Here is a 15,598-nt window from a genome sequence, read left to right as displayed (position 1 = left end):
TCGATGTTTTCGTTTGTTCCTAGTCTCTTTTACCTTTTTTAGGAACGGCTAGGCCTAATCCACCAAGAGCTGCAAGAATTCCTCCAAGGATTCCTGGAGTTGCATCTGCTACCCCTGTATTTGGTAATGTTTCTTTTGCTTGGCCTGCTGCTGGTGAAACTGGAGCTGGTTTATTTTCTCCTGGTTTTTCACTTGGAGCAGCTGGTGTTGCTGGTGAAACTTGTGTAGTAGGTGTTGCTGGAGTAGTTGGAGTTGCTGGAGTTTCACTAGCAGCAACTTTAAATGTAACTGCGTATAAACTGAAGTGTTTAACGTTAAGTGTAACAACATTGTTTTCTCCATTAGAGAATGCAACTTTTTCTTTCACTTCTTTCGTATCACTTGTTACGAAGTAAGCTCCATCTACTTCTTTAGCAACAGGGAATGTGACTTTCGCATCCCCTTCAACACGAACTGGTTTATCATCTTTGTCAACGAAAGTAATTTCATAACCTTGATATTCTTTTCCTTCAAGACCTTTAATTGTTTCGTTCACTTTTTCAACTTTAAGTTTCTTGATGTTCTTATCAAGAAGTTTAGTTGGTACTTCAACGACTACTGGCGTATCTCCGTTTTCGTCTTCGAATTTCGCAATACCTTTTTCCTTATCAACTGTTACCTTCACACCATCTGTTTCGTAAAGAGGTAATTCTACAGCTGGTTGATCTGGCGTTGGTTTTTCTGGATTTGGAGTTGGTTTCTCTGGATCCGGAGTTGGTTTCTCTGGATCTGGAGTTGGCTTCTCTGGATCTGGAGTTGGTTTCTCTGGATCTGGAGTTGGTTTCTCTGGATCTGGAGTTGGTTTCTCTGGGTCCGGATTTGGTTGAGGCTCTTCCGTTTCCTTCACTTCTTTCAACTCTTCCACTAATCGTTGAACCGCATTTGGTGTCAATAGATTTTGTCCAGCAAGTCCTTCTTTATAAGCAATGAGACCAGCTAAGTATTCTTTCACTTCTTTACGGTCAATTTTACTTACTCGATCGATTTCTGCTTTAAGCGCTGACTCATCTACTGGAGTATCGGCTTCTACTGGTAATACAAAACGTAATTCTGCAGCAGAAATATGTCCATAGTCCCCATAAGTTTCATTACCAGTAAAGATAGCTTTCTTCACTTTAATTGGAGCACCAAAATTAACAACTTTCGTCTTAGCATCATTTCTCCAACCTTGGAAGCTAAAGTGATGTTCCTTGTCATTTTCATCAATAACTGTTAAACTTCCGCTCATCACTCGTCCATTTGCACCAGATTGTCTTGGTACATATTCAAAACGAGTTGATTCTAGTGGAGTCTTAAATGTTACTTTAAGAGATTGTCCTAAACTGTCAACTCCATATGGTGTATGCCACAATGTATTTGGATTATTATCAAACGCATAGTATGGATTATCTACATTTTCATAAGGAGCTTCAATTCCTCCGTCTTCAATATCATCCCAAGTAGGAGTTGTACGTTTTTCTTGAAGAGCGTCTTTTGCTTCTTGTACTCTTTGTACTAAAGCTTTTGCATCTTCAATACTAATATCATCTTCAGCTTCTAATAGAGCAGCAACTGCATCTTTATAAGCATTTAGAGATTCAGATTTGTAATTTCCGTTAACGACTGGTGTGTTCTTTTCAAATGCATCATCAACAATCATCTTACCAGTTAGTTTGATTTCTTCAATTTCGAGGTTATCCATCATGAAGTCTTTATAACCTTTAAAGTTGATTTCGTTATTATTTGTGTCACCTTTTGTATCGGCACCACGAGCATTTGAGTAAATACCAACCCAAGTGTTTCCACCTTTCTCACCTGTTACGTAGAAGCTTACTCTCTTAGGTTTTGAAGATTTTTCCCAAGTATTTTCTAAATCATATTTCGTTAATTTACTACGACGGCTATTTTCTCCATTACCAATTACGAATGAGTATGCCCCATTAGACCCTGCTTCGTAATCGAAAGTTACTTTATAAGTTTTACCTTCTTCAAAGCGGAAGTTTTGAGGAATTGTTTGGTAAACAAGTTTATCATATCCTGATAAACCATTAGTCTTCAATGACCAATCCCCTTCGATAACATCATTTACTTTCTTACCATTCCATCCACGTTGAGTATATGGTTCATGTTTTTCGGATAAGTGAGTTCGGTTATCTTGAACCCCTTCTACATCCCCAACTACGAATGGGAAGATTCCTTGAGGTACTTCTTCAAAGTTTTGTTTGAATTTACCAGAACCTGTATCATGTTTTTCACCATACATAACTGATTTATTTTCAAACACACGAATTTCATCGAAATAAGTTGCTTTTTCATCAGCATCACGACCAAGTTCTAATGTAACGTTAGAAACATCATCCCCTGTAGTAAAGTATACATACATATTTTGGAAGTAACTTGTGTTATCCACCGTTGCATTCTTCGGAAGTGTGTTATGCGCATGTGCTTGTACATAGTTCTTCGCAATAGATTTATTCGTGTAATTTGAAATTACTTTATCACCAACACGAACAGTAATATCCGCACGAGCATCACTACGGTTATCTACCCCAACATAAACTGCATATTTCGTATTTGGTTTCAAATCAGTTAATCGTTGTTTCAAGGTTACTCTTTGTTTGTTTCCTTGAATACGAAGCATTTCATTTGCACCTTGAGATTTCACAATTTCAGCATGCTCTGCATCTCCTGTTTTTTCCCAATGATCTAATGTTCCACTATTAAATCCTTGGTCAGTGATATGCAAGCCTTCACTCCATACCATTGTCTTCTTGCCTTGAGGGGCTTTATAAAGTACATAAGGTTGATATGCGTCTCCTGTAATTTGAATCTTTCGATCTGCACCCACAGTTAATTCAACAACATCTTGTTTTCCTTGGTCTGTTAAGCGATAGAGGTATACTTTATCTCCAGTCCAATCTTCAGGAAGTGTCCATTCAGTTGTTCCTGTTGTGTTTGTAAAGAAGTACATTTTTTCTTTGTCACCTGTTAAAGGTTTACCATTTTCATCCCAGTTCCATGGAACTAAATAGCTACCACCATTTTCGATGACACGGCCATTTAATGTCGTCACACGTTTACGGTAATCTGGACTATTTGGATCATTAGATTGACGAACAATTTTCACTTCGTCCCCTTTGTCATTTGTTAAATGTACTTCCATTTCTGGTGTCCACTTATAGTTTTGACCGTTGTCGCTCATTGCAACTGGGTTTCCATTAATCCATTTAGATACTTTGTAGTGTTGGAAATACTTCGTCATAATGTTGTTTTCGAAGAGGTTACGAATATATCCTTCGTAATCGCTTCGACCTTGCCATCCTTCGAAGTCTTTCATGTTATATCCACCAAGTAATGGATAATTTGCAGCCCCACCGTATTTTGGATAGTCACCCACCCATGAGTCTTTTTGGTGGTTACGGATGAATCGAGTGATATTTGAGTTGATCCCTTTGAGTGTATATCCACCGTAAGTTAAGTCAGCTGCCCAGTGTTGGAATGTTGAATCATATTCCGCACCGAAGCCCCACTCGATGGCCATACGCCAACCTTGAGAGTTTAGTTCTTTTGCAAGTACGTGAGTTGGCCAAGCAGAGTTATCTCCTGATTGTCCGTTACCCCAAACGTCCACATAAATGAAGTCTAAGTCAGCGCCAAGTTTTTCTCTTAATTCTTTCCAACGTTGTAGACGGTTATGAGCTAAGTCATAGCTAGCATCAATATTAATTCCTTGGTCTAGCCAGTTCCAACCATACATGTAAGTTCCATCTGGATTCTTACGAAGAATAGCTTCACTAAAGTATTTAGACTCTGGATATGTTTCAGAAGCGTTTACGTGAATACCAATTTTAGCACCGTATTCTTTTGCTCTTGCTAATAATTTCTTGAAGTCTTCAACCCCACCAATTCTCTTACCGATATCTGCATAGTTTAAGTGACCTGAGTCGTGACCTTCACTACCATATCCTTTAAGAAGGATTGATTGTCCTAAGCCATCTGTGTGTAAGTTAATCTTCTTAATACCATCTAGGGTCATTAAGAATGGGTTTTGCGCTTGAGAAGCGAAGTTCATCGCAATACGATAAGCGACTAAATCTGGAACAGATTCTGCCCCTTTTGGATTGTTCATGATATTACGATATGCAATCGCACCATCTTGCCAGTCCACGACATTATCTTTATTTAAGTCTTTTGTAATGACAACTTTTGAACTTGGTAATTCTAAAGTATATTCAGGATATACCAAATTCTTATAAGCACGTTGATACCAATAAGGTGAACTTTGAATTCCTAAGTAGTTCACACCTTCAACTCTTTGTAATGCAGTAGTCAAACGTGCAAAGTCATTTCCTTGATAAGTGAATTGTGAGTTACTCCAAACTGATGCTGACAATTCATTTGAGGAAACAAATCCATACATAAATCCGTAAGTATACTCATTCATTTTTCCAGAATGTAAATCTAAATGGTAATCTCCAGATCTATGAGTGTTTGTAGACATTTGTGCCCCATCAAATTTGGCATTTTGTTTGTTAGATCCTACTGAAACAAGTGTATTCCCAGGAAATTCAATGGTTTGAATGAGTTTACGAACATTGTCTACCGGTTTGCCCATTTCAACGTTATTTTTATTGACTACTTTAGTAACGTCAAAATGCATTTCGTTTCCAACTAATTGTAATTTAACAGTAATCTCAGCATTGATGAATTCATCATCATTTCTTACTGTCATCACATACTCAGCTGTTTTATCGTCAATTTTACGATATTGAACTTCTGGTTTAACTAAAACGCCATTGATAGACATTTTATCAATTTTTTGAACTTGACCTGTTAATGTTTTACCATCTAATTCATATTCTTTCACACGTGGAAACGCAGTATCAATAATCGCTTTTAATGTTTCAGATTGTAGCGTTTCATAATGAACATCTTGGTCGTTTCTAGCAAGACCATCATCCACTGGATTATTTGGTTCATTATCTTGTCTTACATTTTCTTGGTTATCTGCTTTAATCGATACTGAAGTTAATTCTGTTCCCCATGTACCTGCTTTCAAGTAAACTTTCTTGATGCCCGCTAAAGCATTTTTCACTGCCTCTGGAACAACCTCAGTACTAAATAAGTTTTGTCCATTATTCGTTGCGTTTAATTGACCATCTTTTTTATAAACAATAGAAAGATGATTTTCTTCACCAATAGCAGGTGCTTCTACACGAGTCTTGCTATACCATGTGTTTACACCTGGTCCTTTATATTGCCAGAACCAACCACCTTTGTCATATCCTACAAAGATGTTGTTGTCATTATCTTTATACTTTAGATAGACACCAAATCGAGTTTCAGCAGGTGCCGTATTGGCTTTAAAAGTTAAATCAATGTTGACATTTCCTTCTTCATCTGCTTGTAAGCCTTGTTTTTCGAATAAAGCTTCATTGGCTCCGTTGTCATTAGATGATGTTGAAGTTAATTTATTGTAACGAACGCCACCTTCTTCAACAACCTCTACTTTCCCTTTTACTCTACTAGAAGAATCCCACTCTTTCGTTGGAGCTGTTTTCTCAGTTGCTTCTCTATTTTCTCCAGTAGCAGCTGTTGCAGCTTTTTCTTCTTCAGATTTTTTCTCTACTGTTTTATCTTCTTTTTCTTTTGCTTTTTCAGCATTAGCATCTGTTTCAGTTTTACCCGTTTCAACATGTTCAGTTGCTGTTGCTTCAGTAGCTTCTTTTCCAGTTGCTTCTGTAACTGTTTTTTCTTCGGAGCTATTCTTAGGAGTCTGCGTGTCTGTTGCTGTTACTTCAGATACCGCTTCACCTGATTTCTCCTCAGTATTTTGTACAGCTTCATGATTTGGTCCATTTTCAGTTGCAGTTGCAACGACTTCTGTTCCAGCTACTTCACTAGCAGAAACAGGTTGAAGTGTGCCAAAAAAGAAAGCCCCAATAATCACAGAACAAGTTCCGACCGTGAGCTTTCTTATAGAGAAGCGCTGTCTCTTCTCCATATTTTTATGTTTATACATAATACCCCTCCTTAATATTATAAAAACGTTTACATAAATAATTTTAGCATTTTAATAAGCTTGGCACATGAACGTTCTTGCTCTTTACTTATACTTTTTTGCTCTTTTTTAAACCGTTTCCATTTTGTTTATTGTTTAACAAAATTTAAATGCAAAAAAGTCCTTAGCACAAATAGTGCTAAGGACCTCATTTTATTTTTGTCCCATATCTTTGACTTTCATAATACGGGTAATGCTTGCGCGTTCATTTTCTTCAAGTTTCATTTCGATAAAGTAAATCGTTTCTTCTAATTGTGGGATCAATCGATATTCAAGGGCGTTTACACGACGTCTTGTTTTCTCAATTTCATCTGCAAGAAGTTGGCAAGTTTTTTCAATCTCTGTCAACTCTAGTAGATCATTTAACACATCTGAGATTTCCTCTACAGAATCATCAATCTCACTATTTGAGTTCAAGTAACCATATTTGAAGTCACTTTCCTCATTTTCATCTTTCACAGTGAAATTCATTTCTGGAACATATACACTCATAATGTTCTTTTCTTGAAGATCTAAGGATACGCTTTGTGGCGGAATCGCCACAAGCTCCTCAATGAACGCTTCTTCTAATGTTGCTTTCGCAAGAACGAAGCTCTTCATTCCTTCTACGAGACGAGTTTCAACCGCATCACGTAACGCATTATTTTTTCGAATTAATTCGATGAACTGACGCATTAACTCATCTTGTTTATCCTTTAGGAGTTTATGCCCCCTTTTTGACACGACAAGACGATGCTTTAATTTCGTCAATTCCATTCGGGTTGGTTTGACATTCAATCGTGTCAAAGGAATCACTCCCCTTCCGGAAGATATTCATCTAATAACTCATCCTTAATCCGTTTCAATTCCGTACGTGGAAGGATTGATAAGAGTTCCCACCCAAGGTCTAATGTTTCTTGGATTGAACGGTTCGTGTAGAAACCTTGTCCAACATATTCACGTTCAAAGCGTTCTGTGAACTCTACATATTTCTTATCGGTTTTCGATAATGCAGATTCTCCTAATACAACTGCAAGTTCTTTGGCTTGTTTACCAGTCGCATAAGCTGCGAACAATTGGTTCATCGTTGGGGCGTGGTCCTTACGAGTTTTTCCTTCACCTGAACCTTTATCTTTTAGACGAGATAATGAAGGTAATACATTAATTGGAGGTTGAATCCCTTGTTTATCAAGAGCACGGTCCAAAATGATTTGTCCTTCTGTAATATATCCTGTTAAGTCAGGAATTGGGTGAGTAATATCATCTTCAGGCATTGAAAGGATTGGAATTTGAGTTACAGATCCCGGTTTACCAACGATACGTCCTGCACGTTCGTAGATTGTAGAAAGGTTTGTATATAAGTAACCTGGATATCCACGACGTCCTGGAACTTCACGACGAGCCGCTGAAATTTCACGAAGCGCTTCACAGTAGTTAGTCATGTCCGTCATGATAACCAATACGTGCATTCCTTTTTCAAACGCTAAGTACTCAGCTGTTGTTAATGCGATTTTTGGAGTCGCAATACGTTCAATGGCTGGGTCGCTGGCTAAGTTTAGGAACATCACTGAACGGTCAATAGCCCCTGTCTTACGGAAGTCTTCCATGAAGTATTCCGCTTCGTCGAAGGTAATTCCCATTGCAGCAAATACTACCGCGAATTTTTCGTCACTGTTTAATACAGTCGCTTGACGTGCGATTTGGGCTGCTAACTCTTTATGAGGAAGTCCGGAACCAGAGAATACTGGTAATTTTTGTCCACGAACAAGTGTGTTCAAGTGGTCAATAGCAGAAATTCCTGTTTGAATAAATTCATCCGGATAGTCACGAGAAACTGGGTTAATCGCTTGTCCGTTTACGTCTAAAGTCGCTTCTGGAAGGATTTCTGGACCATTATCCATGACGTTCCCCATTCCATCGAAAATACGACCAATCATGTCTTCAGATACGTTTAATGATAATGGTTTACCACGGAAACGTACTTTTGTATCACGAATGTTAATGCCGCTTGGTCCTTCAAAAATCTGAACCATCGCTTTATCTTCGTTTACTTCCAGTACTTGTCCATGACGTAATTCACCATTTTGTAATTGGATTTCAACCAACTCATCATATTTAACGCCTTCGACTTGTTCAACCATCATTAAAGGGCCAACAACTTCACTAATCGTACGATACTCTTTAAGCATGTGTCATCCCTCCATGTTGAATTGTTTTTTCGATATCTGTTTTAATTTGCTCTCTGATTTCATCGAAACGAGCCATTTCAGATTCTGGAATATATTTTGAACGTGCAATACGGTCACGTACATCTTCTGTTCCGTCGATAATTTCCGCATAGTATGAACCAAGTTTCATCGCACGGCGCGCTTCTTTTTCAAATGTCAAGATAAGTTCTAACATGCGATATTGTTTCTCACGAGATGAGAATGTATCGACATCGTCAAACGCATTTTGTTGTAAGAAGTCTTCACGAAGCATTTTAGCTGTCATCATTGTTAAACGGTCACGTTCAGATAATGATTCAAGACCAACTAAACGAACGATTTCTTCTAAGCTTGCTTCTTCTTGTAATGTGTTCATTGCATGTTGAACAAATTCAGACCAGTTTGAATGCACATTCTCATCCATGTATTTACCCACTTCTGGATCATACAATGAGTAAGAAGTTAACCAGTTCATAGATGGGAAGTGACGTTTTTGCGCCAATGTTGCATCTAATCCCCAGAATACTTTCGCTACACGTAATGTATTTTGTGTGACTGGTTCTGATGTATCTCCCCCTGGAGGTGATACGGCACCGATTGCTGTAATGGTACCTTCACGGCCATCGCTACCTAATGTTTCAACACGTCCAGCACGTTCGTAGTATTCTGCGATACGGCTTCCTAAGTATGCTGGGTAACCTTCGTCCCCTGGCATTTCTTCTAGACGTCCAGACATTTCACGAAGCGCTTCTGCCCAACGTGAGGTTGAGTCTGCCATGATAGCTACGTTATATCCCATATCACGGAAGTATTCCGCAATAGTGATTCCTGTGTAAATAGACGCTTCACGAGCCGCTACTGGCATGTTAGAAGTGTTTGCGATTAAGATCGTACGTTCCATGATAGATTCACCAGTTGTTGGGTCAATCAATTCAGGGAATTCGTTCAATACGTCAGTCATTTCGTTTCCACGTTCCCCACAACCTACGTATACTACGATATCCACGTCTGCCCATTTCGCGATTTGGTGTTGCACCACTGTTTTACCAGCTCCGAATGGCCCTGGTACAGCTGCTGCTCCCCCTTTTGTTACTGGGAAGAAAGTATCGATAACACGTTGTCCTGTTAACATTGGAACTTCCGTATTTTTCTTTATTTTATATGGACGACCACGACGTACTGGCCAACGTTGAATTAAGTTGAAATCACGTACGCCTGATTCTGTTTCGATTTGGTACACTGTATCTTCAATTTTGAAGTTTCCAGCTTCCACTTTTACTAATTTACCTTTAACACCATATGGCACCATGATTTTATGTTGTACAACTTTTGTTTCTTGTACATAACCAATAATGTCTCCGGCTTCTACTTCTTGACCAACTGTAGCAGTAGGAACGAATTCCCACTCTTTTTCACGGTCTAGAGCATCCACGTTTGTTCCGCGGACTAAGAAGTCACTTTGCGATACTTCTTTAAATTTATTGAGGGGACGTTGAATCCCATCAAACATTTGAGATACAATCCCTGGCGCCAATTCAACAGATAATGCTTCCCCTGTTGTTTCAACGGGTTCTCCTGGTCCAATTCCTGAAGTTTCTTCATATACCTGAATGGATGCGATATCTTTACGCATTTCGATGATCTCACCGATAAGGCCTAGATGACCTACGCGACAAATATCTTGAATATTCGCATCTTCCATTCCTTCAGCAGTCACAAGAGGACCTGATACTTTTACGATTCTTCCGATCTTCACTGAGGTACCTCCCTTAGTTTAGTGATTGGTTGGTTATAAGATGTTTTGTCCAACCGCTTTTTCAACATTTTCTTGAATTCTTGATTTTCCAATTCCTAAAGATCCTTTATGGTTTGGAATGAGGATGATGGCTGGTGAAATTTCTGCATCATAACGACGAATCGTTTCCGGAATCTGACTAGCAATAGCTTCCGTTACATAAATAATCCCAAATTGATCTCCAGCAAGTTCATCAATCGTCTTTCGTGCACTTTGCGCTTCATGGCAAGGATACACGTCAAACCCTAAAATTTTAAAAGGAAGGATGGAATCTTTGTCGCCCACTACGGCAATTTTATGAGACATAAACTGGTCGCATCCTTTCTCTTAATTGTTCTTCAGTAAACTCATTGTCCACACCAACAAGTAATAGACGAAGGTTTTTCACTTCCATCTCTAACGCATGAATATACGCTAGACTAGGCAGTGGTCCAAATGGTTCAAAAGTCGCTTCTTCCAGAATGTGATAAATCAATTCTTCTTTTAATAATTCCAATGCAAAGACTGGATGTTCTTCCTGTTCTAAAATCGCAACAATCTTGTCATAGTATGGAACGTGACGATAAAGGTCAATCAGAGCTTCTGTTCCCTTTTCGAGTACTTCATCGATTAATAATGTCTTATCTACCGTACCTTCACTAGACAATACCCCAATTAAGAATGAGCGTGATTGTTTTTGCTTTGCGGCACGAATTAAGATGGTGATATTTTCCAAATCAATCATAATGTTCACGATTTGATGGATGACCTCTTGATTCATGGTACGGTCGATGAGTCGAAGATGTTTGAAATAGTAGCGATCCATAAATACATCCGCCGCTTCGAGGCGACCAAAGTTTTCAAAATCGGCATACGCTTCACGGACACCTTCAATCATGATGGCTGGGACATCGAGTGAATCTTGGGTTTCGACTAATTGATTTAATGTATCGAGAGAATAACGTCCTAACGGTACACATAAATGTTTTAAGTCTTTTCCAGAGAACTTCGATTTCAGAAGAACTTTTAGATTATGGTAAGTGTAACGAATCGAGAATACATCAAGAAGTGATGCATCTGGAATGAGTTCTAACACCTCATCATAGTTGCGCTTCAAATGGGCATCTAGGACGGGGTCAAACTGTCTTGATTCTAGAACTTCTTGTACATCTACCTCATAACTTGTCTTTTGCAAGGCTTCTAATGCTTGTTGTAAGGATTTAGATACGAGAATCCCATTCAATTGTTCCTTGGACAGTAATTGCTGTTCAAGAATACGAACGGTCGTATTCACTCCTGAATAGGCTAAATCATTCATTCCATCCCTCCTTACCCAATGAATGCTTTTCTAGCTAAGATAGGTGAATATTCTTCTTTTAAATCTTCAATTAATGCTTCGAATAAATAGTTATATTCGATACCTTCTTGTTTCAACACAAATCCTGCTTTCTTTGGAAGAGTTGCTGTGTCGATTTGAACGAAGGCAAATTGCGCAGTTAATGCGAGTTTGTCTTCATCGCTCAAACGAAAAACGGTTTGTTCTCCAAAAGTAAGAGTTGTTTGTTGTTGTTTTGGTAATTTGCGAATAGCTGACTCGATAAAGAGACGTAATGTTTCCCCATTCCAGGTTGACATTACTTGTAGAACGTCCTCAAATACACTCTCAAGAAGTTCACGTTTTACGCGCAAGACTTCTTTTTTACTTGCGTTCAAAATAGTCTGTTGCTCTTTTTCGTATTGTGATTTTGCTTCTTGTTTTAATGCCGTTTTCTTCGCCATTTCTTGTTGCGAATATTGGGCATTCATTTGATTGATGCGTTCTTCTTGTTCTTTAGTAGCAACCTCAATTCGCTGCTTTGATTCTTTTTCTAAATCCGCTAGAATAAGTTGTTTTAGTTGCTCTAAATCTTTCAAGAATACCCCTCCTCTTAACCTTTGTTAATGATAATTAAGATAGAAGCAAGTAATCCTAAGATTGCGTAAGTTTCAACCATTGCGGCAAAGATAATCCCTTTAGTAGATTCTTCAGGTTTTTTCGCTAAGATTTGTACCCCTGCTGCTGCTACTTTACCTTGAGCAATTCCTGAGAATAAACCAGTGAATGCGATTGGTAAAGCTGCCATGAATAAGTATAAACCAGCTGCTAATGTCATTGAAGCTGACATGTTAATCATGATGAAGAAGGCAACGATGAATCCGTAGATCCCTTGTGTACCAGGTAATAGTTGTAAGATTAATGCTTGAACGAATTTTTCAGGTTGTTCTTTAATTAAGGCAGCAGCTGCTTCACCGGCAATCCCTACCCCTTTTGATGATCCGATCCCTGAGAAGATAATGGCAATTGCCATCCCTAGAGCAGCAAAGATTTGCCCTCCACCATTTTCAGCGAAAAATGTTAACCAGTTTGTCATAATTATATTTCCTCCATTTATTCTGATTTTTGATGTTTTATATCAATATACTTTTCATAAGTTTTGAATGGTTTATGTGCTCTTCCTCCACCCTCATAGAACTTACCGAAAAATTCTACGAACTGAAGACGTAACCCGTGAACATATGCTCCTAGGAACGAAAGGAAAATATTCAATCCGTGTAGCGCAATGATAAGGATGATTCCTGCTGAAAAACGTGCAACTGGTGGTAAAAATCCAACCAACATATTAAATGCACTTGCAATACTTCCTCCTGAAACGGCTAATGCCATTAAACGGGTATAACTAACGATATCTGCTACATATCCACTGATTCCATATAAATTGTAGAGCCCACTTGCTAGGCCGCCCCATTTATTATCACTAGTTAGTACTGTGACAACTACAATACCAATGGCTGCAATAATCGAAATCGAAGATCCAATTGTTGCAATCCAAGAAATATTGAGTACCATTCCACCAACTACGTACAAAATGAGACCCGTTAAAATCGCAAGCCAACCAATATGACTTGTGTAGGCATCGGTATAGGCCTTCTTCTTAAGATTAGCGTAGGCACCTAGAGATAGTCCGACCATGATTTGAACGACACCGAATATAATTGAAATAATCATAATCGTGATTAAGTCATTCGATAATGATAGTGGTTGGAATGGTAAATCTGCCCCGAAAGCTGAACCAAATACGATTCCCCATAACATTACCGGGTAGCTAAGTAAATGGAAAAACTTCAAGTTTCTACACATTCCTTTATCAAAATGGAAAAATTTCAATAGTAGAAAAGTACCTAACCACAGCAAAGCTCCATATCCTAAATCAGCAGCCATCATTCCAAAGAACGCAAGGTAAAATGGTGCCGTAAATGGTGTAGGATCGAGTTCTCCATATTTTGGTAATCCATACATTTCTGTTAGATTTTCAAACGGTTGTAAAAATGCATTATTTTCTAACACAATCGGTACTTCTTCGTACTCTTCTTTAGAAATTTCGAGTGGAAGGAAAACATATTCTCCTTCTCCTAATTTTTCTCCTAATTGCTGTTCTACATCTTCTACCGCTTTAGTCGTCATCCATCCCTGAAGAACAAAAACATGTTCCCCATTCACTAATTCATTTTTTGCTTTTTCTTTTTGCAATGCATTAAAACTTGCTTCCGAAGAAAGTTTCAACTTACGAAGTAAATCTTTCTCCTCTTCCAATGAAGACAGAATGGCTTTCTTCTCGTCTAGTACGTCTTGTTGGGCTTTTAAATTTTTCTCCAACTCAATAGAAGGAGCTTCTTCAAAGGCGTACCATACAATACTGAAATGTGCTTTAGCAAGTTCCGTTTTGGCTTCTAATTGTGCCTTTCTTGGATAGGTCACAAGAAGTCCGATTTCCTCACGCGTATGATACACCTCATGAACAGAGATTAGTTCACTATTCTTCAAAATTTCTAAGTATGCATTATCCACTGCTTGAGGAATGACACCCATCTTTGTCTTCGTATAAGGATGTTTGAAAATATCTTTTGGATAAAAATCAAGAACACTCCACTTACGTAACAGCGTTTCTTTTTCTCTGAGTTCTTTTAATTCATCCTCTTTTTTGCGTAAAGAAGAACGAATATTTTCAACATGTTGAACGAGCTCATCCGTATTCCACTTTGAAACTTCCGCTTGAAGCTCAGATAGTGTAAACTGTTCCTTTGCAATTTTTAACTGTTGAATCATCGAGGGTTGCTTTTGATTTTTTTCTACAAAAGCAATCGCCGCATTAATTCCTTCGAACTTTTGTTGAAGAGTATTTACTTCTTGTTCATCGGCATCTTTCAAAACGATGGATTTTTGTGTAAATAGTTCTTTTGCCTGTTCTAGAGAGGTTACTTCTAACGATTGTAATTCTTGAATAGCATCTAATAAGTCATTTTGCTTTTCTGTAGGAGCAATTAACATGACTTTATTCATTTTAGCTATCGCCATATCTCTTCAACACCTCCTTCACAGTATCCTGAACTAAATCCTGCTTCAGATTATTGAAACGTTCTGTTAACGCATGAATTTCTGCTTGTTCTTCCTCTTTCACTTTCGTTTCAAAAGCCGCTCTCTTTTGTTGATTTTTTTCTTTCAACTCCTTAGCGTAAACTTCTAACGATTGTTCCATATTCGATTTTGCTTCATTCACTCTTTGATCTGTTGCTGCTTTCGTTTCAGAAAGCTTTTCATCGAATTTTTCCTTCAACGCTTTCGCCTCAGATTCAATCGCTAAAACAGAATTTAGAATCTCTTGACTCATGTGACACCTCCAATCCATTCGTTTTCACGAATAGTAAAATGCTTACCTTACCATTATAAACTTTCTTTTGCTAGGTATCAAACGATAATTTACCAGTATTCTCGGGCAAAACGAAACTTTATAAATAGGAAGAAACACAACTTTTTTGAAAAAATTTTTCTTTTCTATTGCTTTTTAGAACGTTTGTTCGTATAATAAGTATGCAAACAAATGTTCGGAGGTATCGAAAATGGAACAACGCAAAACACCATTCACATCATTTATCAAACCATTAATCAATAAACTACAAGTCTCTCAAGAGGAATATGAAGAAAGAGATGTGTTCTTTAAACCAAATGTTATGCCACTGATTGACGTGGTTGAACAAATTCACCACAGCTTCTACTTCAAGAAACCAATCGTACTCCACTTCGAGAAATACGATAACGCTGGGAATTTAATTACATTCACGAAGAACGGTATGATTAAGAGCCCTATTCAAATGAATAACCACTTTGTATTTTTAGAAGAAGGATCTAACATCACTCATATCTTGAATGTGGATCAAATCGTTGCTTGCATGGAATTAGATTAAACCTGCAATTACCATATATGGTAATTTGAAGTCCCCAAAAGTTAGACAGAAAATCTAACTTTTGGGGTGCTTTTTTATGAAATTAACTTATGAAGATAAAGTTCAAATTTATGAACTCAGAAAACAAGGATTTAGCTACTCACGACTTGCAGATACGTTTGGTATAAATGCTAGAAATCTTGTCTATATGATTAAATTGATTGATCGTTATGGTTTAGAGATAGTAAAAAGAGGGAAGAATATTTATTATCCTCCAGAAATAAAACAAGAAATGATTGA

Annotated in this window: 12 protein-coding genes; 2 read left to right on the top strand and 10 right to left on the bottom strand. The window is 37.9% G+C overall.

The genetic code is table 11. The annotated features are described in order from the left end of the window. Positions 1-19: 19 nt before the first annotated feature. The 10 genes from Q0594_RS03705 to Q0594_RS03660 all read right to left on the bottom strand — a co-directional run bounded on the left by Q0594_RS03705 (position 20) and on the right by Q0594_RS03660 (position 14,745). On the bottom strand, positions 20-6,040 hold the full coding sequence (locus Q0594_RS03705; protein WP_298729698.1) for a SpGH101 family endo-alpha-N-acetylgalactosaminidase: 6,021 nt from the start codon (positions 6,038-6,040) through the stop codon (positions 20-22). A gap of 192 nt (positions 6,041-6,232) precedes the next feature. Then, on the bottom strand, positions 6,233-6,865 hold the full coding sequence (locus Q0594_RS03700; RefSeq protein WP_289015504.1) for a V-type ATP synthase subunit D: 633 nt from the start codon (positions 6,863-6,865) through the stop codon (positions 6,233-6,235). A 5-nt stretch (positions 6,866-6,870) separates the two neighbouring features. Next, on the bottom strand, positions 6,871-8,247 hold the full coding sequence (locus Q0594_RS03695) for a V-type ATP synthase subunit B (RefSeq protein ID WP_048783889.1): 1,377 nt from the start codon (positions 8,245-8,247) through the stop codon (positions 6,871-6,873). Next, positions 8,240-10,021, bottom strand: a complete 1,782-nt coding sequence (locus tag Q0594_RS03690) for a V-type ATP synthase subunit A (protein WP_298729690.1) — start codon at positions 10,019-10,021, stop codon at positions 8,240-8,242. The genes Q0594_RS03695 and Q0594_RS03690 overlap by 8 nt, the downstream gene beginning before the upstream one ends. Positions 10,022-10,054: 33 nt before the next feature. Continuing rightward, a complete protein-coding gene (locus tag Q0594_RS03685; RefSeq protein WP_070436861.1) occupies positions 10,055-10,366 on the bottom strand; it encodes a V-type ATP synthase subunit F in 312 nt (103 codons plus the stop codon). Then, positions 10,356-11,357 carry a V-type ATPase subunit gene (locus tag Q0594_RS03680; RefSeq protein ID WP_298729686.1) on the bottom strand — a complete coding sequence of 334 codons (1,002 nt, stop codon included), beginning with the start codon at positions 11,355-11,357 and terminating at the stop codon, positions 10,356-10,358. The genes Q0594_RS03685 and Q0594_RS03680 overlap by 11 nt, the downstream gene beginning before the upstream one ends. Positions 11,358-11,368: 11 nt before the next feature. Next, positions 11,369-11,953: a hypothetical protein gene (locus Q0594_RS03675; RefSeq protein ID WP_298729684.1), complete on the bottom strand. Its 585-nt coding sequence runs from the start codon at positions 11,951-11,953 to the stop codon at positions 11,369-11,371. A gap of 14 nt (positions 11,954-11,967) precedes the next feature. Continuing rightward, positions 11,968-12,450, bottom strand: a complete 483-nt coding sequence (locus Q0594_RS03670) for a V-type ATP synthase subunit K (protein ID WP_005605008.1) — start codon at positions 12,448-12,450, stop codon at positions 11,968-11,970. A 17-nt stretch (positions 12,451-12,467) separates the two neighbouring features. Next, complete coding sequence (locus tag Q0594_RS03665; RefSeq protein ID WP_298729682.1) at positions 12,468-14,432, bottom strand: V-type ATP synthase subunit I; 1,965 nt, start codon at positions 14,430-14,432, stop codon at positions 12,468-12,470. Beyond that, positions 14,419-14,745 carry a hypothetical protein gene (locus Q0594_RS03660; protein WP_298729680.1) on the bottom strand — a complete coding sequence of 109 codons (327 nt, stop codon included), beginning with the start codon at positions 14,743-14,745 and terminating at the stop codon, positions 14,419-14,421. The genes Q0594_RS03665 and Q0594_RS03660 overlap by 14 nt, the downstream gene beginning before the upstream one ends. A 229-nt stretch (positions 14,746-14,974) precedes the next feature. On the opposite strand from Q0594_RS03660, the gene Q0594_RS03655 reads away from it, so the two are divergent. Both Q0594_RS03655 and Q0594_RS03650 read left to right on the top strand, forming a co-directional pair. Then, complete coding sequence (locus Q0594_RS03655) at positions 14,975-15,319, top strand: hypothetical protein (RefSeq protein ID WP_298729678.1); 345 nt, start codon at positions 14,975-14,977, stop codon at positions 15,317-15,319. A gap of 76 nt (positions 15,320-15,395) precedes the next feature. Further along, a partial coding sequence (locus Q0594_RS03650; RefSeq protein ID WP_298729676.1) for a transposase occupies positions 15,396-15,598 on the top strand: 203 nt, incomplete at its 3' end.

The sequence above is a fragment of the uncultured Granulicatella sp. genome (assembly GCF_938030755.1).
In the GTDB taxonomy this organism is placed as follows: Bacteria; Bacillota; Bacilli; order Lactobacillales; family Aerococcaceae; genus Granulicatella.
Note: the sequence above shows the minus strand (reverse complement) of the source record. Positions and strands in the feature narration are given on the sequence as shown.